Origin of the sequence: Rugamonas aquatica, from assembly GCF_009380215.1 — a bacterium.
Taxonomy (GTDB): domain Bacteria; phylum Pseudomonadota; class Gammaproteobacteria; order Burkholderiales; family Burkholderiaceae_D; genus Rugamonas; species Rugamonas aquatica_B.
Genome location: NZ_WHUG01000003.1, coordinates 513527 through 534750, shown reverse-complemented (window position 1 = coordinate 534750; position 21224 = coordinate 513527). Strand labels below are relative to the sequence as shown.

Genomic DNA, 21224 nt, shown 5'->3' with positions numbered 1-21224 from the left:
GAATAGTGGCGCTATCCAGGCGACAAAGTCACCAATTGTCGCCTGGAATGTCTACCGCAGATTTTTGACGGGGATTTTTGATCTAGATCAATTTTCCTGTGTGCGAACGCAACATCTCTCAATCCGGCTTGAAGTTTTGGCCCAAGGACATGGGTTTATTCAACAAGATTGCTTGCGGATTCCGGCAAATGATGACTAGTACGACGATAGTGGCGAGGTAGGGCAGCATCGCCAGAAACTCCGATGGAATATCCAGCCCCATGCCCTGCCCGTGGAACTGCAACACCGTTACGCCGCCGAACAGATAAGCGCCCACCATCACGCCACGCGGCTTCCACGTCGCGAACACCACCTGCGCCAGCGCGATCCAGCCGCGTCCCGCCGTCATGCCTTCGACCCACATCGGCGTCAGCGCCAGCGACAGATAAGCGCCGCCCAAACCGGCCATCGCGCCGCCGAACAGCACAGTGCCGTAGCGCAGGCCGATCACCGGATAGCCGATCGCATGCGCGCTGTGCGGCGACTCGCCCACCGCGCGTATCACCAGTCCGATGCGGGTGCGCGCCAGCATCCAGCCGATCACCAGCACCAGTGCGACAGAACCGTACACCATTGCGTCAAAACGGAACAGCAGCGGACCGACGAACGGCACATCCGACAGCAGCGGGAAGTGCAGATGCGGCATAGGCTCCACCGTCTGCCCCACCAGCCCGCGCCCCATGAAGGCCGACAGCCCGATGCCGAACAAGGTCAGCGCCAGCCCGGTGGCCACCTGGTTGGTTTGCAGCGTCAGCACCAGGAAGCCGAAGATCAGCGACATCAGCATGCCGGCCGCAATCGCCGCCAGCAATCCAAGCCACATCTGCCCCGTGCCCAGCGTGACGCCGAAGCCCACCACCGCGCCCACCAGCATCATGCCCTCCATGCCTAGATTGAGCACGCCGGAGCGCTCCGTCACCAGCTCGCCCATCGAGGCCACCACCAGCGGCGTGGCGGCGCCCGCCGTGCTGGCGAGGAAGGCGATTAACAGTTCGGTGCTGATCATGCGGTTTCTCCGGCGGTGACGGGCAAGCGGCGATGGTGCGGCTTGAAGCGGTAGTGGATGAACAGGTCGGCGGCCAGCAGGTAGAACAGCAGCAGCCCCTGGAACATGCCGGTGATCGCCGACGGCACCTGCAGTTCGATCTGCGCCGTCTCGCCGCCGATGTACAGCAGCGACATCAGCACCGCCGACAGCACCACGCCCAGCGGATGCAGGCGGCCGACGTAGGCGACGATGATGGCCGCAAAACCGTAGCCGGCCGACACCGACGGCTGCATCTGTCCCAGCGGCCCCGCCACCTCGCCGACGCCGGCGATGCCCGACAGCGCGCCGCTGACCATGAAGGCCAGCCACACATTGCGCGGCTCGCTGAAGCCCGCGTACAGCGCGGCGGCCGGCGCCATACCGCTGACCTGCATGCGGTAGCCAGCAAACGTGTGCTTGCAGAAGAACCAGGCCGCGCCGGCCGCGACCAGCGACAGGATGAAGGCCGCGTTCAGGCGCAAGCCCTCCACCAGCAGCGGCAAGGTGGCCGAGTCGCTGAACATCTTCGACTGCGGGAAGTTGAAGCCGGCCGGATCGCGCATCGGCCCGTGCACCAGATAGCTCAGCAAGTGATACGACACGTACACCAGCATCAGGCTCACGAGAATTTCGCTGGTGTTGAAGCGCGTGCGCAGCAGCGCGGGTATCGCCGCCCACAGCATGCCGCCCAGCGCGCCCGCCGCCAGCATCAGCGGCAGCACCCACCACGCCTGCACCTCGTCGAAATACAGCGCGACGGCGCCGGCCGCGATCGCCCCCACCGTCAGCTGGCCGTCGGCGCCGATGTTGGCGACGTTGGCGCGGAAGCCGATCGCCAGGCCCACGCCGCACAGGATCAGCGGCGTCGCCTTCAGCAGCAGTTCGCCCACGCCGTACAGCGTGGTCCAAGGCTTGATGAAGTAAACGTAGAAGGCATGCAGCGGCTCCTGCCCCATGAAGAAGAACAGCGCGGAGCCGGTCAGCAGCATGGCCGCCGCCGCGATCAGCGGCGACGCCAGCATCATGCGGCGCGAAGGTTCGGGACGTCGTTCAAGCCGCGACATGGTCTGCTCCCTGGTGGTCGAAATCGCCGCTCATCCACACGCCGATCTGGTTGATGCTGGTGGCAGATGCTGTCACCACCTGTGATAAACGGCCATCCGCCAGCACGGCGATGCGGTCGCTCATCATGAACAATTCGTCCAGCTCCTCCGACAGCACCAGCACCGCCACGCCCTGGTCGCGCATGTCGATGATGGCCTGGCGTATCAGCATGGCGGCGCCGATGTCCACGCCCCATGTCGGCTGCGCGAACACCATCACCTTCGGCGCCAGCGCGATCTCGCGGCCGACGATGAACTTCTGCAGATTGCCGCCGGACAGACTGGCCGCCGCCGACTGCTCGCCGCCGCACTTGACGTTGAAGCGCGCGATCACCTTGCGCGCGAACTCGCGCACCGCGCCGCGCTGTATCAATCCGCGCCGGACCATGCCGGTGTTGGCGGCCGGCAGATAGCCGGTCAGCAGCGCGTTATCGGCCAGCGACAGCTCGGGCGCGGCGCCGCGTCCCAGCCGCTCTTCCGGCACGAAGCCAAGGCCCAGCTGGCGGCGTTGCGCCGCATCGAGCTTGCCCACGTCCCGCCCGCACAGGCTGATCGCGCCGCTGCCCGCAGCCAGCGGGCGTTCGCCGGAGATGGCCTTCAACAGTTCCTGCTGGCCGTTGCCGGAGATGCCGGCGATGCCGACGATCTCGCCGCTGCGCAGCGCCAGGCTGATGTCCTTCAGGCGCGTGCCGAACGGATCGTCGCTGCGCACATTGAGCCGGTCGAGCGACAGCAGCACCTCGCCCGGCTCACGCGGCTGGTGCACGCAGACGGGAAGTTCGCGGCCTATCATCAGCTCCGCCAGCGACCTGGCGCTTTCCTCTTTCGGATTGGCGGTGCCGGACACGCGCCCCGCTCGCAGCACGGTGGCCTTGTCGCACAGCGACTGGATTTCATCGAGCTTGTGGCTGATGTACAGGATGCTCACGCCTTCGGAGGCCAGGCGTCGCAGCGATTCGAACAGCTTGAGCACCGCGTCCGGCGTCAGCACCGACGTCGGCTCGTCCATGATGAGCAGACGCGGCGACTGCAACAGGCAGCGCACGATCTCCACCCGCTGCCGCTCGCCCACCGACATGCTGTGCACCAGCCGTTGCGGATCCAGCGGCAAGCCATATTGCTCGGACACGGCGCGGATGCGCGGCGCCAGCGCGGCCGGCGTCACGTGGTCGTCCAACGCCAGCGCGATGTTCTCGGCCACGGTCAGCGTTTCGAACAGCGCGAAGTGCTGGAACACCATGCCGATGCCCAGCTTGCGCGCATCGTGCGGCGAGTGAATGTGGACCTGCTTCCCCTCCCACATGATCTGGCCTTCATCGGGCCTGGTCACGCCGTAGATGATCTTCATCAGCGTGCTCTTGCCGGCGCCGTTCTCGCCCAGCACCGCATGGATTTCACCGGGCATGACGGTCAGGTCGACGGCGGCGTTGGCCACCACGGAAGGGTAGATCTTGGAGATGCCCAGCATCTTCAGGCGCGGCTCTGTCATCGGCGCTTCCCTCATCGTATACAAATTGAATACAACATCAGACGCAATTAACATGCCACGCACGGTGCGCCGGAAACGCGCCGTTTTGGGCAGAAGAGTGCACTAAATATGACACACTTCCTCACCAAAAACGTGCACAGCGCTCGAAAATGAGGACAAAACAAAGTCGTTTCGTACACAATACAAGACAGCTTCCAGCGGATTGTTGTACACGATGTAGTTAGCATGGTTCCTGCTTTATGCAGTGTGAGCACCACCCTCACGGAGAATCGAACAATGCCATCACCAGGCAAACGCCAACCCCGCAAGGCCGCTCCCGCAGCCGCCGTTGCGGGCGCGCCTGCCGCCGCCATCAAGCGCGGCACCACCGCCGTCGACCTGCGCATCTACCGTGCCGTCGTCAACGCTGTCATGAGCCACCGCCTGCCGCCCGGCACCCATTTGGGTGAAGCCGATTTCTGCGAGCTGTATCAAGTGAGCCGCACCACCGTGCGCAAGGCGCTGCAACGGCTGGCGCACGACCACATCATCGAGCTGCGGCCCAATCGCGGCGCGGTGATCGCCTCGCCCACGCCGGAGCAGGCGCGCGACATCTTCGCCGCCCGCCGCGCCATCGAAAGGGAGATCGTGCCGCTGGTGATACGCCACGCCACGCCGGCCTCGCTCAAGCAGATCCGCGCCGCGCTGCATGCGGAGGACCAGGCCCGCCGCACCGGCGACCGCGCCGGCTGGATACGACTGGGCGGCGAGTTCCATCTGCTGCTGGCGGAACTGGCCGGCAACCAGGTGCTGCAGCGCTTCATGGCGGAGTTGGTGTCGCGCTGCTCGCTGATTATTGCGCTGTACGAAACCCCGGGCGCGCCGATGTGCGAGAACGACGAACACCAGGACCTGGCCACGCTGATCGAGCAGGGCAAGGTCAAGGAAGCCACCCATTTGATCGAGCACCACCTGCTGGAAATCGAAGCGCGCCTGCACCTGAATGAGCAGGACAGGAAAGTGAACCTGGCCGAGGCGCTGTCCGGCTTCTAGCGCCGTGGCCCGGGAATTGCTAGAGATTGGATACAAAAGAAGTTTTTATAAACCGTGCTGTCCTCTGAATGGAGTTCAAAAAAAATGTCGCCACTTGTCACCCGCACCGCCCTCGCCCTTCTTGCCAGCTGCGCCTGCGCAGCCCACGCCGCCGACTGGAGCGACACCTCGCTGAGCTATCGTTACGGCACCAAGTTCGCCGAGCCGTTCAACGACAAGGACATCACCAAGAACATCGTCAACCTGTCCAGCGTCTCGGGCTACAAGTACGGCAAGAACTTCTTCAGCGTCGACTTCCTGATGTCGTCGGAAGTCGATCCGTCGTCGGCCGGCGCCAAGAGCGGCGCGCATGAAGCGTACGCGCTGTACCGCCACACGCTGGACCTGGGCAAGGTCACCGGCGGCAACTGGGCCTTCGGTCCGGTGCGCGGCGTCGGCGCCACGGCGGGCTTCGATTTCAACAGCAAGACCGACGCCGGCTACAACTCCAAGAAGCGCATGATCGTCGCCGGCCCGACGCTGATGCTGGACGTGCCGGGCTTCCTCGACGTCAGCCTGTTCGCGCTGTGGGAGAGCAACGCGCCGTTCAACACCTTCACCGGCGCCGCCACGCCGCGCTACGCCTACAAGACCCACCCGATGCTGACGGCCGCATGGGGCATCCCGTTCAACATCGGCATCCCGCTGTCGTTCGAAGGCTTCGCCAACTTCATCGGCACCAAGGGCAAGAACGAATTCGGCGGCGACACCGCGCGCGAGACCAATATCGACATGCAGATCATGTACGACTTGAGCGCCGCCGTCGGCGCGGGCAAGAACACCTTCAAGGTCGGCATCGAGTACCAGTTCTGGAAAAACAAGTTCGGCAACTCCGATACCAACAACCCTGGCGCCACGGCGAAAACGCCGATGGTCCGCGCCGAGTACCACTTCTAAACCCCGCCACCCAAAGGAAACCGTATGATGAATCGTCGCACAATGCTGGCCATGGCCGCCGCCATCTGCCTGTCCGCCTCCGCGTTTGCAGCGGAACCGCTGAAGATAGGCTTCGTCTACGTCGGCCCGGTCGGCGACGCCGGCTGGACCTACGCCCACGACCAGGGCCGCCTGGCGATGGAGAAGGAGCTGGGCGCGCAGGTCAAGACCACCTACGTTGAAAACGTGCCGGAAGGCGCGGACGCCGAACGCGTGATCCGCAAGCTGGTCGCCGAGGGTAACAAGCTGATATTCACCACCTCCTTCGGCTACATGAACCCGACCGAGAAAGTCGCCAAGGCCACGCCGGGCGTGGTGTTCATGCACGCCACCGGCTTCAAGACCGGCAAGAACCTGGGCACCTACGAATCGCGGCTGTACGAGGGCGCCTACCTGAACGGCGTCATCGCCGGCAAGATGACCAAGTCGAAGACGCTGGGCTTCATCGCCTCCTTCCCCGTGCCCGAGGTAATCCGCAACATCAACGCCTACACGCTGGGCGCGCAGAGCGTCAATCCCGGCATCAAGACCAAGGTGATCTGGGTGAACTCGTGGTACGACCCGGCCAAGGAACGCCAGGCGGCGGAAACCCTGGTGGCGCAAGGCGCGGATGTGATGGCGCAGAACACCGACTCGCCGGCCACGCTGCAAGTGGCGCAGGAAAAAGGCGTGTACGCGTTCGGCTGGGATTCGGACATGTCCAAGTTCGCGCCGAAGGCGCACCTGACGGCGGCCACCAACAACTGGGCGCCCTACTACACCGAGACGGCCAAGGCGGTGCTGGCGGGCACCTGGAAATCCGGCGACTACCACGGCGGCATGAAGGAAGGCATGGTCAAGATGTCGGTGCTGAACGCCGCGGTGCCGGCGGAAGCGGCCAAGGCGTTTGAGGAGAAGAAGGCCGCGCTGGCGGCCGGCACCTTCGCGCCGTTCACCGGCCCGATCAAGGACCAGTCCGGCGCGATCAAATACGCCGCCGGCGTGGTGGTGCCGCTGAAAGACCTGCTGTCGATGAACTTCTACGTGCAGGGCGTGGACGGCGCGATTCCCAAGTAACCCCCACCGGGGGTCAAGTCTGACATTTGGACACGAACTCGACTGTGGCAAACCGCCAAGGTTGAGTCCGTGTCCAAATGTCAGACTTGACCCCATTTTTTTCTGATGCATTTCACGCAAGCCGGGATCATAATTGTGATCCCGGCCTGGTGGAGAGCACAGTGGCATATCCGACAAAATTGCATGGATGGCGGCCAGCGATCATCGCCTGCGCCGCGCTCTTGGCCGCCTGCGGTGGCGGCGGCGGCTCCAGCGTGGCGGAAACGCCCAGCGGACCCAGCGCGCCGCTCACGCCCGCGCCGCCGGCCGTGCCCGGCTCCTACGACGATACGCTGGCCTATTCCAGCCTCGCCAACGCCTCGCTGTCCGCACCCAATGAAAACGCCGCCGTCATCGCCAGCCATATCCAGCTGGGCGGCCAGCAGTTCAACTACACCGCCACCACCGGCCACCTGACCGCCACCGACGTCCGCACCGGCAAGGCTTCCGCCTCGTTCTTCTATGTCGCCTACACCGTGCCTAGCGCCGACGCGGCCAAGCGGCCCGTCACCTTCTTCTACAACGGCGGCCCCGGTTCGGCCTCCACCTATCTGCACCTGGGTTCCTTCGGGCCGCGCCGGCTGGTCAGCACCATCCCCAACGCCGTCATCGTCACGCCGCAACTGGTCGACAACCAGGAAACCCTGCTGGCGCAATCGGACCTGGTGTTCGTCGACGCCATCGGCACCGGCTACTCGCAAGCCATCGCACCCAACACCAACCAGACCTTCTGGGGCGTAGACGCGGACGCCGCCGCCTTCCGCGATTTCGTGCAGCGCTACATCGCCGTCAACAAGCGCGAAGCCTCGCCCAAGATCCTGTTCGGCGAATCCTACGGCACGCCGCGCACGGCGGTGCTGGCCAACCTGCTGGAAACGGCCGGCGTGCCGGTCGCCGCGCTGGTGCTGCAATCGTCGATCATGGACTACAACAGCAACTGCGGCGTACTCGATCCGGGCGCCATCAGCTGCGAGGGCTATATCCCGACCTACGCCGCCACCAGCGCCTACTACCAGCTCAGCACGCCGCTGCCAAGCGACTTCAGCGCCTACGTGCAGCAGACGCGCAGCTTTGCCGCCGGCGACTACCGCAACGCCATCTCGGCCTACCTGGCGACCAGGGTGGCGCCACCGGCCGGCGTGATAGCCCAGCTGGTCAACTACACCGGCATGCCGGCGCTGACCTGGCAGCAGAACTTCGACATGGGGCCGAACTACTACCAGCGCAACGCCGTGCCGGGCAAGCTGGTGGGGCGTTACGACGCCCGCGTGTCGGCGGCCAACGGCAGCGCGCTGACGGCCGACGGCGATCCTTCGCTAACCGTCATCAATTCCGCCTTCGTCAGCAGCATCGCCAGCTACCTGGCGGGCGAGCTGCACTACAGCGCCCGCTCCAGCTACGTCAGCAACAACGACATCGTCGACCGCTGGAACTTCAGCCACGACGGCCGCCAGCTGCCGGACACCATCCCGGACCTGGCCGCCGCGATGACGCTCAATCCGAAAATGAAAATCCTGGCGGTGAACGGCTACCACGACCTGGCCACGCCCTTCCACCAGACGGAGCTGGACCTGGCGCGGCTCGGTGTCAATCCGCAAATTGTGCTCAAATATTACGCAAGCGGCCATATGACGTATCTAGACGACACTGCGCGCCGCGCCCAGCAAACGGATTTGATTAATTTCTTCAATAGCGTCACAGTGGCACAATAAGCCATGCGCCAGGCTGACCATACGGCGCGGGGGAGTCGATCATGAAGCAACTTTTCCAATTTGCCATGCTGGCCGCCGCCGTGGCCTGCAGCTGCGCGCGCGCCCAGGCGCCGCAGACGCAACCGGATATGGCCGCGCCGGCCATGATGTCGGCGCCGCTGCATCCCGATCCCTACATCCCGCCGGCCATGCGCAAGCCGCCGCGCGACGGCGCGTCCGGCCCGGTGCTGCAATACCAGGCCATGCAAAAACTGAAGAAACGCTTTGAAGAAGCCGACCTCGACGGTAGCGGCAGCCTGAGCCGTGAAGAGGCGCACAAGGCCGGGCTCGGCTTCATTGAAAAGAACTTCGACCACATCGATACCGCCCAGCGCGGCGTGGTCAACTTCGAAGACTTGAAAGCCTTCATCATCCAGCGCCGCGAGGAAGCGCGCTCGCGCTAACCGCCTGTCATTCCCGCGCAGGCGGGAATCCATGCACGGCATGCTGAACAAGCGTTCTATGGGTTCCCGCGTACGCGGGAACGACGGCGTTCAGGCCGGCGGCGCGTCGCGGCGCGGCAGCGTCAGCGTGAACACCGCGCCCTCGCCCGCCACGCTGCGCACGGACAGGCTGCCCTCGTGCACCTCGGCCAGCTCGCGCGAAATATACAAGCCCAGCCCCAGCCCGGACGGCGCCTCGTTGCCGGCGCCGCGCTCGTACGCCTCGAAGATTTTATCCTGCAGCTCGGGCGCGATGCCGGCGCCCTCGTCGCGCACCTCCACCCGCACCTGCTCCGGCTCCACCCGCAGCGTCACATGCACCGGCTTCTGCGCGCCGTAGCGCAACGCGTTGGTCAGCAGGTTGACGACGATCTGCTCGATGCGGAACTCGTCCCACCAGCCGCTGACCGGCGTGCCGGCGTCCAGGCTGATGCTGCTGCCGGCGGTGGCGGCCTGCGGCGTCAGATCCTGCACCAGCCTGCGCAGCAAGCCCGACAGCTCCACCCAGCCCGGCCGCAGCGACAGCTTGCCGCTGCGGATGCGCGACACGTCCAGCATGTCGTCGATCAGGCGGATGATGCTCTGGATCTGGCGGTCGTCGCGCGCCACCATGCGCTGCAATTGCTCGGCGCCGAAGGCCGCCATATTGCCGCGCTCCAGCTGCATCTTGCGCAACTGGGTTTCCAGGTACAGCGTGTTGAGCGGCGTACGCATCTCGTGCGACACCATGGACATGAACTCGTCGCGCATCACCAGCGCGCGCTGCAAGCCGGTCTGCGCCGCGTTCAGCTGAGCCAGCGTGCGCTCCTGCTCGCGGCGGGCCTCTTCCAGCGCCTCGACCTGGCGCCGCACCGCCTCGCGCTGCTCGTACAGCGCCACGAACACCTGCACCTTGCCCTTGACCGCGCGCGCGTCCAGCGGCTTGTACAGCACGTCCACCGCGCCCGCCTCGTAACCCTTGAACGAGTAATTGAGCTCCTTGCCGGCCGCCGTCACGAACACGATGGGAATCTGCCGCGTGCGGTCGGTGCCGCGCATCAGCTCGGCCAGCTCGAAGCCGTCCATGCCCGGCATCTGCACATCGAGGATGGCCATGGCGAAATCGTGCTGCAACAGCAGCGCCAGCGCTTCCTCGCCCGATCCGGCCTGGAAGATCTCCCGCCCCTCGCCGCGCACGATGGCGTTCAAGGCTTGCAGGTTTTCCGGCAGATCGTCGACGATCAGCAATTTGGTCGGGTGCTCGGCTTGCATCAGTTCTTCTCCAGCATCAACAGCAATGTTTGTATGGCGTCCAGCGGCAGGACCAGGTCCGGCCGGTGCAAACGGATGGCTTCCCTCGGCATGGATGCCACTTCGGCCTGCTCCGGATCTTGCACCACGGTCAGGCCGCCGGCGCGGGCGATGGCGGCCATGCCGGCGGCGCCGTCGTGGTTGGCGCCGGTCAGCAGGATGCCCAGCAGCGCCGGGCCGTAGGCGTCGGCCGCCGATTCCATCAGGTAATCGATGGCCGGGCGGGCAAAGTGCAGCGGCGCCTCGCAACTGAGGGAAAAACTGCGGTCCGTCTCCACCGACAAATGGTAGCCCGAACCGGCAAAATACAGCGTCCCGGACGACACCGCTTCCTTGTCGGCCGCCTCGCGCACCGGCATCGCCATGCGCTGCTGGAACACCTCGGCCAGGTGGCTCTGGCGGTACTCCGGCAGATGCAGCAGCGCCACCACCGCGCGGCCATAGTCCGCCGGCAGCCCGGGCAGCAGTTGCAGCAGGGCGCCGACGCCGCCGGCCGACGCGCCGATCACCACCGCTTCCACGGTGCGCCCGGCCAGCGCGGCGCGGATCGCGTGCAGATGGGCGCTCATCGCTTGCGGAACACCCGCTCGCGCTTGTTCACCGGTTCGAAGGCCGGCGCGTAGGCGGAGAAATCGATGCTTTCCTTGCTGCCCAATCCCAGGAAGCCGCGGTGGCACAGCGACTCGTGGAACAGGCCGAAGGCGCGCTCCTGCAATTTCTTCTTGAAGTAGATCATCACGTTGCGGCAGCTGATCAGGTGCGTCTCGGCGAACACCGCGTCGGTCGCCAGGCTGTGGTCGGCGAAGGTGACGTTGTCGCGCAGCGCGCTGTCGAACAGCGCGGCGTTGTAGGCCGCCGTGTAGTACTCGGAAAAACTGCGCGTGCCGCCGGCGGCCTGGTAGTTTTCCGTGTACTCGCGCATCGCGTCCAGCGGGAACACGCCCTTGCGCGCCTGCTCCAGCGACTGCGGATTGATGTCGGTGGCGTAGATCATGCTGCGCTCCAGCAAGCCCTCCTCCTTGAGCAGAATGGCCATCGAATACACTTCCTCGCCGGTGCTGCAACCGGCGATCCAGATCTTCAGCGACGGGTAGGTGCGCAGCACCGGCATCACGTGTTCGCGCAGCGCGGCGTAATAAGTCGGGTCGCGGAACATCGACGTCACCGGTATCGTCAGGTATTGCAGCAGCGTGCTGAACGCGGCCGGCTCGTGCATGATGCGCGCCTGCAGCGCCGAGATGCTGTCGCACTCCATCTCGCGCAGCGCGTGCAGCACGCGGCGCTTCTGCGAGGCGCCGGTGTAGTCGCGGAAATCGTAGCTGTACTTCATGTAGATGGCTTCCATCAACACTTTCAGCTCGATGTCGGTGTCGCTATGGTGCATAGTCAAACCCTTGCATGGTCTAGCTCCGTTCGCCGTTCGGCATCCACACCCGCAGCAGCGAGTACAGGCGCGACAGGTCGATAGGCTTGGCCAGGTAATCGCTGGCGCCGGCCGCCAGGCATTGCTCCTGGTCGTCCTTCATCGCCTTGGCGGTGATGGCGATGATGGGCAGGCGGGCAAAGCGCGCGTCCTGGCGGATGCGGCGCGTCGCTTCCAGGCCGTCCATGCCCGGCATCATCACGTCCATCAGCACCAGGTCGATGTCGCTCACCTCGTTCAGCTTGGCGATCGCCTCGAAGCCGTTGCGGCCCACTTCCACCAGCACGCCCTTGTGCTCCAGCGCGCTGGTCAGCGCGAAGATGTTGCGCACGTCGTCGTCCACCAGCAGGATGCGGCGGCCTTCGAACACGCGGTCGCGCGAGCGCACCGTGCGCAGCATGTCTTGCCGTTCGCTGGACAAATCGGCCTCCACCTTGTGCAGGAACAGCGTCACCTCGTCGAGCAGGCGTTCCGGCGAGCGCGCGCCCTTGATGATGATGGAGCGCGAATACTTGTGCAGATCGGCCTCCTCGGCGCGCGACAGGTTGCGGCCGGTGTAGACGATCACCGGCGGGAAGGCCGCCAGCGACGCGCCCGCCATGCGCTGCAACAGCTCGTTGCCCTGCATGTCGGGCAGCTTGAGGTCGATAATCATGCAGTCGTAGATGGTGGTGCGCAGCAGCGCCAGCGCTTCCTCGCCGCTGCCGACGGCGACGATGTCGACATCGTCGTCGGCGATCAGCGCCACCACGCTGTCGCGCTGGCGGTCGTCATCCTCGACCAGCAGCACGCGCTTGATCTTCTGCGTCAGCTTGCCTTCGATGCGGCGGAACACTTCCATCAGCTGCTCGCGCGTGGCCGGCTTGAGCGCATAGCCGATCGCGCCCAGGTGCAGCGCGGCCTCGCCATTGTCGGAGCCGGACACCACGTGCACCGGGATGTGGCGGGTCTGGGCGTCGTCCTTCAGCAGTTGCAGCACCGACAGGCCGGAGCGGTCCGGCAGGCGGATGTCGAGCAACACCGCGTCCGGCCGGTATTCGCGCGCCAGCGCCAGGCCCTCGTCGGCGTCGAACGCCACCAGGCAGCGGTAGTTTTTCTCATGCGCCAGCTCGTACAGGATGCGGGCGAACGCGGCGTCGTCCTCGATCACCAGCACCTTGCGGCTGCCGGCCTCGCCGGCCATCAGGTCGCGGTCGTCGGCGAAGGCGCGCACGCGCGGCGCGGCGGGCGACGGCACCGGCGACGGCAGGGCCGCGCCGCCATCCACCTGCTCCACCGCCCAGCCGGACGGCGCGGCCATGCTGCTGGTCACGGCGCCGGTGCTGCCGGCCAGGTCCGGCGCGCTCCAGGCCAGCGGCAGCGTCAGCGTGAAGCAGCTGCCCTTGCCCGGTTCGCTGACCAGGCCGATGGCGCCGCCCAGCAGCTGCGCCAGGTCGCGCGAGATCGACAGGCCCAGGCCGGTGCCGCCGTACTTGCGGCTGGTGGTGCCGTCGGCCTGCTGGAAGGCGTTGAAGATGGCTTGCTGGTCTTCGGTGCGGATGCCGATGCCGGTGTCCTGCACGGCGAAGGCGATGTGGCCGTCGCCGTCGGCGCGGGCCGCCAGCGTGATCTGGCCGCCGCTGGTGAACTTGAGCGCGTTCGACAGCAGGTTCTTGAGGATCTGCTCCAGGCGCTGGCGGTCGGAAGTCATGTGGGCGGCCAGGCCGTCGGCGATCTGCACCTGGAAGGCCAGCTTCTTCTGCTGCGCCAGCGGCTCGAACAGCATCGCCATGCCCTCGACCACGTGGCGCGGCGACAGTTGTTCCGGCACCAGCTCCAGCTTGCCCGCCTCGACCTTGGAAATGTCGAGGATGTCGTTGATCAGGTTGAGCAAATCGTTGCCGGCCGAGTAGATGGTGTTGGCGAAGCGCACCTGCTCTTCGTGCAGATTGCCGGCGGCGTTTTCCGCCAGCAGCTTGGCCAGGATCAGCGAGCTGTTGAGCGGCGTGCGCAGCTCGTGCGACATATTCGCCAGGAATTGCGATTTGTACTGGCTGGCGCGCTCCAGTTCGGCGGCGCGCTGCTCCAGGTCCAGCTGCGCCTTGCCCAGCGCGGCGTTCTTCTGGTCCAGCGCCACGCCCTGTTCGGCCAGCTGTTCGTTGGTCTGTTCCAGCTCGGCCTTCTGGTTTTCCAGGCTGGCCTGCGATTCCTCCAGCACGCGCGACTGTTCTTCCAGTTCCTCGTTGGCGGTGCGCAGCTCTTCCTGCTGCACCTGCAATTCCTCGTTCAGCTGCTGGGTCTCGGCCAGCACTTCGTGCAGGCGCTGGCGCGACAGGCTGGCGTCGATGGCGTTGCCGACGTTGCCCTTGACCAGGTCGAGGAACTCGACATCGCGCGCGCAGATCGGCCGCAGCAGGCCCAGCTCGACCACGCCGTTGATCTCGCCGTCGTTGTCCAGCGGCGCCAGCAGCACGCTGGCCGGCGCGCCCGCGCCCAGGCCGGACGCCAGCTCCAGGTAGCCGGACGGCACCTGGTCCAGGCGGATCAGGCGGCGCTGCAGCGCGGCCTGGGCCACCAGGCTCTCGGCCGGCCTGAGGCGCTGCTCGCGTTCCTCCCATGCGGTGCTGGTGCCGTACGACGCCACGCGGCGGAAGCTGCCGTCGTCGGCGCGCAGGTACAGCGCGCCGACCGCCACATCCAGGTAGCGCGCCATGAATTGCAGCAGCGCCGACGACAGTTGCGGCAAGCCCATCTGGCCGATGCCCTGCTGCGCCAGTTCGCTCTGGCCGGTGCGCAGCCAGGCTTGCTGCGCCAGCAGTTCGGCATGCTCGCTGTGCTGTTGCAAGGCGCTGTTGTAGACCTTTGACAAGCCCATCAGCTCGCGCCGGCCGAACCAGGCCAGGATGCCGCCCACGCCCAGCGTCAGCAGCAGGTAGATCGTCGCCACCCAGGTGGTGACGGACCTGGCGTCGTCCTTGCGCTCCTGGCGCATCCGCATTTCATAGGTGACGAAGGCGTCCACCTGGCTGCGGATCTCGTCGAACTGGAGCTTGCCGCGTCCGGCCTTGATCGCGCCAGTCACGTCGCCGCCGCCGGCGCGCAGCCGTATCATTTCCTGGGCATACAAGTCCCACTGCTCCTGCTGGGCCTTGATGATGCGCAGGCGGCCCGCCTGCAGCGGATTGTCCGCCACCAGCGCGGTCAGCGCGGCGATGCCGACGCTGACCTTGGGCTTGCTGAGCACATAGGGTTCCAGGAAGGCGTTTTCGCCGGCCAGCAGGTAGCCGCGCATGCCGGTTTCCATGTCCACCATCTGCTTGGTGATTTCATTGGCGCTGCCGATCACGCGTTCGCTGTGCTCGACCCAGTTCATGGTGTTGAGCAAATACGCCAGCAATACGGCGAACACCCCGGCGCTGACCACGCCGGCGGCCAACGGAAGGGTGACGTTACGCACCAGAATGCGGCGGAAACCGCGTTCGTCCAACGACGATTGAGTGGGCATGGTCTGGGCCACAGTAGCAAGGAAAGCAATGAGTTTAGCTCAAATACAAACCTTGCAATCAGACATCTCAATCGTGCGTTAGCGAAATAACAGAACACGGCCCGGCCGCCGGGCGGCGGCGCGGGCTGCTTGCCGCTTACAGCTTGTAGTTCAGACCCAGCAGGAACTGGCGGCCGTAGGTGGTGTAGCGCTCGGGCGCATAGGAGCCGCCCGAGAATGGATCGCCCTGGCGGGTCTGGTAAGGCGAGTTGTTCAGGTTGTTCACCTGGAACAGGAAGGACAGGCCCTTGTAGCGGCCTTCCTCGATCGCGTAACCCAGTTGCAGGTCGATCTGGCGCTCGGCCAGGATCTCGCTGAAGGCGCGCTGGGCGAACAGCCCCGTCACCTCGCCGCGGTAAGCCGAACGGTAGCGGCGGCTGGCGCGCGCCTGGTAGCCGTTCTTCTCGTAGTAGACCGTGACGTTGGACACCACCCCCGACAGGCCCGGCAGTTTTTCCTTGGTGCCGGGACCGTTAGGATGGATGGAACTCTCGGTGCCGGACATGCTGCCGGTGACGCCGAAGCCTTCCAGCGGCGCGTACAGCAGGCCGCCGTCCAGCGCGCCCGACAGTTCCACGCCCTTGACCATGCCGCCGGCGCCGTTGGCGGGACGGTTCAGCGTGCCGATATCCTGCAGCGGCACCACCGCCGACGGATTCGGGAAGCCGGCAAAGCTGAACGCGGTCTGCTGGTTGTAGATGTAGCTCTGCAGCTTTTTATACCAGAGCGCGCCGGCGATGTAGCTGCGCTTGCCCATGTATTTTTCCATCGACAGGTCGTAGGAATTGGCGCGCCACGGTTCCAGCTGCGGGTTGCCGCCGCTGCCGTTCCACATGCGGCTGGTGGCGTCGACGCCGCCCGAGATGCCGGCGCGCATGTCCGACATCTGCGGACGGGCGACGGTCTTGGCCGCGCCGAAGCGCAGGTTGGTGGTCTCCAGGTATTTGCCGAGGTCGAAGTTCAGGTTCAGGCTGGGCAGGATGTCGGTGTAGTTGGCGCCGCCGGTGATCGAGCCCAGCTTGCCGGCGTTGACGGTGGCGCCGCGCGATTTCTGGTCGACGCTGACGGCTTGCAGGCCGAGATTGCCGCGCAGCGGGAAGGGGCCGACATCGGTGTCTATGCCCAGGCGGGCGTAGGTGGTCGTGACTTTCTCGGTCACGCCCCAGTCCTGCAAGGCCTGGTCGTCGGGACGGGCGGGCTGCTTGTCGTAGTACTTGTTGAGCACGCCCAGCACGTCATAGGTCAGCACGCTCGGGATGCCGGCGAAGGCCAGCGAGGTCGATGGCTGGATCAGGTCCGGCGACACCGTGGCCGGCTTGCGGCCATCCTTGAGGAACCAGTAGTTGTTGGTGTCGGCGTGGGTCTTCTCGCGCTTGCTGTAGTTGACGCCGCCTTCCAGGCTGCGGAACATGCCTTCCAGGTCGCGCTTGGCCGACAGCTTGATCGAACCCAGCTTGTCCTCGACCACCGGGTGGTGCATGTCCGCATCCTTGCCCCAGCCGCCGACGTCGGTCAGCTTGATGATCTGCGGATCGGCGAAGTTCAGGCTGGGCGTGAAGGTCGGCAGGCCGCTGGCGGTCGGAATCTTGAACTGGAAATTGTTGTCGGTGATGTGGGAGCCGGCAGGGCCCAGGCCGGCATAGGTTTCCAGCACCTGCTCGCGGCGCTTGGCGGTCGAATAGGAAGCGTCGCCGACCAGGGTCCAGCCATCTTTCTTGTAGGTGTTGTTCCAGCCCACCGCGCCCAGCTGATCCTTGCGGGTGTTGAAGTCGTTGCGGACGATGGGTTCCAGGTTGACCAGCGAACCGCCCACCAGCAGGCGCGTGCCGCCTATGGTCTGGATGTTCGGGTTGTTGTAGGTGACGTCGCTCCACTGGTGCGAGTTCCACATCATGCCGCGCATGGTGGTGTCCTGGGTGAACTCGGAGTAGTACAGGTCCAGCGTGGTGCGGAATTCCTTGGTCGGACGGTATTCCAGCACGCCCATCAGGCCGTCGCGCTTTTGCTGGCGCGACGAGGCCGTCACTTCGGCGCCCTTCAGGGCCACCACGTCGGCATTACCCGGCGGCAGCTTGTTGTCCGTGCCCCACCACCACGATTTGTATTCCTGCTGCTGGCCCGGCGAATCCAGATGCGCATAGCCGATCGCCACACCCAGCGTGTTGTTCATGAACTGGTCGACATAGGAAGCGCTGACGCGCGAACCGTTGGCCGAGGTGTTGGAGTTCAGCTTGCCGTTGGAATTGTGCTCGCCGCGCGCGTTGAACACGATGGTGCGCTCGCGGATGTCGAGCGGGCGCACGGTGTGCAAGTCCACCGTGCCAGACAGGCCGCCGCCGGCCAGCGCCGCATCCGGCGTCTTGTAGACGGTGACGCCGTTAATCAGCTCGGACGGATACTGGTCGTACTCGGCGCCGCGGTTGTTGCTGGTGGAGACCAGTTCGCGGCCATTCATCAAGGTGCCGGAGAAATCCGGCGCCAGGCCGCGGATCGAGATCGACTGCGCCCGGCCTTCGACGCGCTGCGCCGTCAGGCCGGCCAGGCGGGCGATGGATTCGGCGATGCTGACGTCGGGCAGCTTGCCGATGTCCTCGGCGGTGATGGCCTCGACAATGGAATCGGCGTCGCGCTTGACCGCCATCGAAGTCTCAATGCTGCGGCGGATGCCGGTGACGACCACCGACTGCACTTCCTTGTCGCCGGCGGCGGCGGGTCCCTGCTGCGCCCAGGCCGGGGCGGCGGCGAACGCCAGCGCGGCGCAGGCGGCGGCGATCGGTGTCAGTGTTAAGGCTTGTGTCTGCTTATTCATCATCTGGTCTCTCTTATAGTTTTAGACGGGTGGGTACTACAAACTGCTGCTAACGGAAGGGCTGCGGTACGGTGCTGCTGGTCATCCAGTCCTGCATGGGCTGGTGCACCTCGTAAGCCTGGGTGCCAAACAACTTGAAAAGATTTTCGATATCGGCGACGGGCGCCTTGGTGAAGTCCACGTCCGGCACGGCGGCGCCGGCGGCGTTGGTGACGAAGCCCCAGGTGCCCTTGCCCTGGCCGCCGCCATTGCTGACCACCTTCCAGCTCCACGCCGTCGTCGCCCAGCCATACTTGGCGTAGGTATCGAAGGAGGCGCGGGCGATCTGGCCGCCCAAGTCCAGGCCGAGACCCATCCACGGCTGGGTTTCGCCGATAAAGAAGGCGGTGTCGACGGCCTTGATCTTGTTGTCCCACTCGCACACGCCGCTGTTGCTGCCGCCGCTGCAGGTGAGCCAGTCCTTGTGCACCTGCATGCCGGGCTGGCCCCAGCCGAACAGGCCGGGATAGAAGTGCATCTCGAAGGCGACGTTGCTCATGCCCTGGTCGGCCGGCTTGCCGTAGGCCGTGATGTTGCCGCTGTTGTGGCCGGGCAGTATCACGACGTGGTTGGCATCGACGGCGCGGATCGCCGTGTACAGGGTCTTGACGACGGCGGCCAGGTTGGCGGCGGTCGTGCCCCATGGTTCGTTGAGCACGCTGTAGCCGGCCACCGCCGCGCGGTCCTTGTAGCGGCCGGCGATCTGCTGCCACAGCCAGACGGTGCGGTCCTGGAATTCCGGCGTGGACCAGTACAGGTTCTTGTTGGCGCAGCCGCTGTGCTGTTCCCAGCCCTGCGAGCCGACCGCGCCGTGCAGGTCGAGGATCACGTACATGCCGCGCTTCTCGGCCTGGGCGATGGCGTCGTCCAGGTAGCGCCAGGCGTCGGCGCGCAGGTGGCGCGGATTCTTCTCGTCCTCGACCACGCTGTAGATGAAGGGCAGGCGCACCACGTTCAGGCCGAATTTCTGCATCTGGTCCCAGTCGCGGGTGGTGATCCAGTTGTCGCGGAACAGCTGCATCAGGCGCTGGCGCTCGGCGTAGCCGAAGCGGGTGTCGAAGTTGGCTTCGAGCTTGCATTCGTCGTCGATGCCGGCGCTGCCCTGCCCCATCATCCAGAATTCATTGATCAGCCAGTTGCCGAGATTGGTGCCCTTGAGCGCGACCTGGCTGCCGTCGGCCTTCAGCCATTTCGTGCCCTGGGTGTGCAGCATGGACAGCGGCAGCACCGGCACCGGCGTCACCGGGGTCGGCTTGATCTCGGCCACCGGCGGCGGCGCGGGCGGCGTTACCGGCGGCGGGGTGTTGGCGGCGCCGCCGCCGCTGCCGCAAGCGGCCAGGAGCAGAGCAAGTAACAGGACGGGCAGTCTGAACATCTGTTTCCCCTTTTGTGGAAGCGCTTCCACTTTTGTTCTGAAAAAACTGCCGTGCGTCTGCACAGCAGTTCTGGTTAAGGCTTCCAGGTAAACGTCGCGACGCTGGCGGCCGGCAAGGTGTAGTTGAAGCTGCGCTGGCCCGGCGCCAGGCGCACGGCGAAACTGCGCGGCGCCTTGGCCGAGTTCACCACCAGCAGCGCCACCGAACCATCGTCGGCGTTGCGGAAAGCCACGGTGTCGAGCTGGTCGTAGCCGCTGGTCGAGGCGATGCGGCGCGCGCCCTTGCGCACGAAGCGGCTGGCGTGGGCCAGCGCGTAGTACTCCTCGTTGCGCGTGACCTTGCCGTCGCGGCTGTCGATGGTGACGACGCCGCGGCAATCCTTGCAGCCGCCCAGGTGCGGGCCGTCGTTCTCGTCCAGCGCCAGGTTCCACAGCAGCACGCCCTTGGCCCAGCCGCGCGTGGTGCCGATCACCAGCGTGCGGGCAAAGTGCTGCAGATTGTCCGACCACACCGGCGCCCACTTGCCGCCCGAGCATTCGGTGAAATAGGTGTCCTTGTCGGGCCAGCGGTCGTGCAGCGCGGCCTGCACGCGGACGTCGCCGCCGTAGCAGTGCCAGGCCACGCCGTTGATGTATTTGCTGGCGGCCGGGTCTTGCAGCACGGCGGCCGGAGAGCCCGGCTCATCCCAGTTGTGGTCCCAGTCCAGGATGCGGGTTTGCGGATGTTCCTTGGCCAGCACGGGGCCGAGGTGGCCGCCGATGAAGGCGGCGCGCTTGGCCGGTTCGACGCGCATGCCGGGATAATCCTTGGGCTCGAAGTGCGGTTCGTTCTGCAGGGTCAGCGCGTAGATCGGCACGCCCTCCTTTTCATACGCGCCGATGTAGCGCGACAGATAGGCGGCGAACGGCGCGTAGGCTTCCGGCTTCAGCGTCCCCTGGATCAGGCTGTCCGTACTCTTCATCCAGCCCGGCGCGCTCCACGGCGAGGCCATCACGCGCAGATCGGGGTTGATCGCCAGCGCGGCCTTGACCACCGGCAGCACGTCGGCACGGTTGGGTTCGATGGAGAAATGCGCCAGCGCCGGGTCGGTCTGGCCGGGCGGCATGTCGTCGAAGCTGTAGTGGTGGCGCGAGAAGTCGGACGCGCCGATGGTCAGCCGCGTGAAGCTGAAGTTGACGCCGGGTTCTTTGCCGAACAGCTCGTTCATCAGCGCGCCGCGCTGCTGCGGGTTCAGGCGGTTCTGGATCAGCCAGGCCGAGGCGTCGGTGATGGCGGCGCCGAAGCCCACCATTTCCTGGAAGCGCTGGGCCGGATCGACTTCGATGATGGTGGCGGCCCGCGTGCCGGACTGGAAGCTGGCGTCGGCGCCGCGCGCCATCAGCTGGGTCTGGTCGCCGGTGGTGATCCAGGCTTGGACCGTGTCCTTGGTTTGCTTTTCGGCTTGCGCGCCGCCCTGCACGCACAGCAACAGCGCCGGCACGGCCAGCAACCGGGCCAGCTGTCGCAGCGGGTGGCGGGTAGGCGAGGCGCGCAAGCGCTCATCGCCCGGCATGGCGGGGCTGGGTGTGGTCATTCTGTCTCCGTGCGGCCGGGTCGTTGCCCGTCCGTCCTGGTTTTATTGTGAGTGGAAACGCTTCCACTTGTTAAATTAACTATAGCACCGTGAATTCTTCAGTGTCAATCAGGGAAAAATACAACGCGTGGTAATTGGTGAGTTTTTATGTCGGCAAAAATGCTCAGAATTATGTTGTCCGCCCCGCAGGCCAGCCAGTATTCTGCGCGGGCAGCCTGTTGTTTTGGGCTGTCTCGA

The 21224-nt window shown here is 65.5% G+C and carries 15 protein-coding genes; 5 read left to right on the top strand and 10 right to left on the bottom strand.

The features are described from left to right. Positions 1 to 118: 118 nt before the first annotated feature. The 3 genes from GEV02_RS10425 to GEV02_RS10415 are packed head-to-tail and all read right to left on the bottom strand — an operon-like array spanning position 119 to position 3658. Positions 119 to 1045, bottom strand: a complete 927-nt coding sequence (locus GEV02_RS10425) for an ABC transporter permease (protein ID WP_152837914.1) — start codon at positions 1043 to 1045, stop codon at positions 119 to 121. Then, positions 1042 to 2130, bottom strand: a complete 1089-nt coding sequence (locus GEV02_RS10420) for an ABC transporter permease (protein WP_174999039.1) — start codon at positions 2128 to 2130, stop codon at positions 1042 to 1044. The genes GEV02_RS10425 and GEV02_RS10420 overlap by 4 nt, the downstream gene beginning before the upstream one ends. After that, a complete protein-coding gene (locus tag GEV02_RS10415) occupies positions 2117 to 3658 on the bottom strand; it encodes an ABC transporter ATP-binding protein (protein WP_152837913.1) in 1542 nt (513 codons plus the stop codon). Before GEV02_RS10415 ends, GEV02_RS10420 begins: the two co-directional genes overlap by 14 nt. 276 nt (positions 3659 to 3934) lie before the next feature. Between GEV02_RS10415 and GEV02_RS10410 the strand changes: the two genes are divergently transcribed. From GEV02_RS10410 to GEV02_RS10390, 5 genes are all read left to right on the top strand, one after another. Beyond that, positions 3935 to 4690 (top strand): GntR family transcriptional regulator, encoded by a 756-nt coding sequence (locus GEV02_RS10410; RefSeq protein ID WP_152837912.1) that lies wholly within the window; start codon positions 3935 to 3937, stop codon positions 4688 to 4690. 84 nt (positions 4691 to 4774) lie between these two features. Then, positions 4775 to 5626, top strand: coding sequence for an outer envelope protein (locus GEV02_RS10405; protein ID WP_152837911.1), 852 nt, complete (start codon positions 4775 to 4777; stop codon positions 5624 to 5626). A 24-nt stretch (positions 5627 to 5650) separates the two neighbouring features. Next, positions 5651 to 6721, top strand: a complete 1071-nt coding sequence (locus GEV02_RS10400; RefSeq protein WP_152837910.1) for a BMP family ABC transporter substrate-binding protein — start codon at positions 5651 to 5653, stop codon at positions 6719 to 6721. Positions 6722 to 6882: 161 nt separating this feature from the next. Further along, positions 6883 to 8472: a S10 family peptidase gene (locus GEV02_RS10395; RefSeq protein ID WP_328595777.1), complete on the top strand. Its 1590-nt coding sequence runs from the start codon at positions 6883 to 6885 to the stop codon at positions 8470 to 8472. A gap of 41 nt (positions 8473 to 8513) precedes the next feature. Continuing rightward, on the top strand, positions 8514 to 8915 hold the full coding sequence (locus GEV02_RS10390) for an EF-hand domain-containing protein (RefSeq protein ID WP_235922730.1): 402 nt from the start codon (positions 8514 to 8516) through the stop codon (positions 8913 to 8915). Positions 8916 to 9005: 90 nt separating this feature from the next. On the opposite strand, the gene GEV02_RS10385 is transcribed toward GEV02_RS10390, so the two are convergent. The 7 genes from GEV02_RS10385 to GEV02_RS10355 all read right to left on the bottom strand — a co-directional run bounded on the left by GEV02_RS10385 (position 9006) and on the right by GEV02_RS10355 (position 20987). Then, positions 9006 to 10205: a hybrid sensor histidine kinase/response regulator gene (locus tag GEV02_RS10385; RefSeq protein WP_152837909.1), complete on the bottom strand. Its 1200-nt coding sequence runs from the start codon at positions 10203 to 10205 to the stop codon at positions 9006 to 9008. Further along, positions 10205 to 10813: a chemotaxis protein CheB gene (locus GEV02_RS10380; protein WP_152837908.1), complete on the bottom strand. Its 609-nt coding sequence runs from the start codon at positions 10811 to 10813 to the stop codon at positions 10205 to 10207. The genes GEV02_RS10385 and GEV02_RS10380 overlap by 1 nt, the downstream gene beginning before the upstream one ends. Beyond that, entirely contained in the window at positions 10810 to 11628 is an 819-nt protein-coding gene (locus GEV02_RS10375) for a CheR family methyltransferase (protein WP_152837907.1), read from the bottom strand. The genes GEV02_RS10380 and GEV02_RS10375 overlap by 4 nt, the downstream gene beginning before the upstream one ends. Before the next feature lie 19 nt (positions 11629 to 11647). Further along, positions 11648 to 15151 carry a response regulator gene (locus tag GEV02_RS10370; RefSeq protein WP_152837906.1) on the bottom strand — a complete coding sequence of 1168 codons (3504 nt, stop codon included), beginning with the start codon at positions 15149 to 15151 and terminating at the stop codon, positions 11648 to 11650. A gap of 136 nt (positions 15152 to 15287) precedes the next feature. Continuing rightward, positions 15288 to 18002, bottom strand: a complete 2715-nt coding sequence (locus GEV02_RS10365; RefSeq protein WP_235922729.1) for a TonB-dependent receptor — start codon at positions 18000 to 18002, stop codon at positions 15288 to 15290. Between the two features lie 46 nt (positions 18003 to 18048). Further along, positions 18049 to 19413 (bottom strand): glycoside hydrolase family 5 protein, encoded by a 1365-nt coding sequence (locus GEV02_RS10360; RefSeq protein ID WP_152837905.1) that lies wholly within the window; start codon positions 19411 to 19413, stop codon positions 18049 to 18051. A 74-nt stretch (positions 19414 to 19487) separates the two neighbouring features. Then, positions 19488 to 20987 carry a glycoside hydrolase family 30 protein gene (locus GEV02_RS10355; RefSeq protein WP_152837904.1) on the bottom strand — a complete coding sequence of 500 codons (1500 nt, stop codon included), beginning with the start codon at positions 20985 to 20987 and terminating at the stop codon, positions 19488 to 19490. Positions 20988 to 21224: the final 237 nt, after the last annotated feature.

What these genes read in the sequence shown, in the direction of transcription:
- GEV02_RS10405 (WP_152837911.1), top strand. Translation starts at nt 4,775, where the DNA reads ATGTCGCCACTTGTCACCCGCACCGCCCTCGCCCTTCTTGCCAGCTGC.
- GEV02_RS10425 (WP_152837914.1), bottom strand. Translation starts at nt 1,045, where the DNA reads ATGATCAGCACCGAACTGTTAATCGCCTTCCTCGCCAGCACGGCGGGC.
- GEV02_RS10360 (WP_152837905.1), bottom strand. Translation starts at nt 19,413, where the DNA reads ATGTTCAGACTGCCCGTCCTGTTACTTGCTCTGCTCCTGGCCGCTTGC.
- GEV02_RS10415 (WP_152837913.1), bottom strand. Translation starts at nt 3,658, where the DNA reads ATGACAGAGCCGCGCCTGAAGATGCTGGGCATCTCCAAGATCTACCCT.
- GEV02_RS10385 (WP_152837909.1), bottom strand. Translation starts at nt 10,205, where the DNA reads ATGCAAGCCGAGCACCCGACCAAATTGCTGATCGTCGACGATCTGCCG.
- GEV02_RS10375 (WP_152837907.1), bottom strand. Translation starts at nt 11,628, where the DNA reads ATGCACCATAGCGACACCGACATCGAGCTGAAAGTGTTGATGGAAGCC.
- GEV02_RS10370 (WP_152837906.1), bottom strand. Translation starts at nt 15,151, where the DNA reads ATGCCCACTCAATCGTCGTTGGACGAACGCGGTTTCCGCCGCATTCTG.
- GEV02_RS10390 (WP_235922730.1), top strand. Translation starts at nt 8,514, where the DNA reads ATGAAGCAACTTTTCCAATTTGCCATGCTGGCCGCCGCCGTGGCCTGC.
- GEV02_RS10380 (WP_152837908.1), bottom strand. Translation starts at nt 10,813, where the DNA reads ATGAGCGCCCATCTGCACGCGATCCGCGCCGCGCTGGCCGGGCGCACC.
- GEV02_RS10410 (WP_152837912.1), top strand. Translation starts at nt 3,935, where the DNA reads ATGCCATCACCAGGCAAACGCCAACCCCGCAAGGCCGCTCCCGCAGCC.
- GEV02_RS10355 (WP_152837904.1), bottom strand. Translation starts at nt 20,987, where the DNA reads ATGACCACACCCAGCCCCGCCATGCCGGGCGATGAGCGCTTGCGCGCC.
- GEV02_RS10365 (WP_235922729.1), bottom strand. Translation starts at nt 18,002, where the DNA reads ATGATGAATAAGCAGACACAAGCCTTAACACTGACACCGATCGCCGCC.
- GEV02_RS10420 (WP_174999039.1), bottom strand. Translation starts at nt 2,130, where the DNA reads ATGTCGCGGCTTGAACGACGTCCCGAACCTTCGCGCCGCATGATGCTG.
- GEV02_RS10400 (WP_152837910.1), top strand. Translation starts at nt 5,651, where the DNA reads ATGATGAATCGTCGCACAATGCTGGCCATGGCCGCCGCCATCTGCCTG.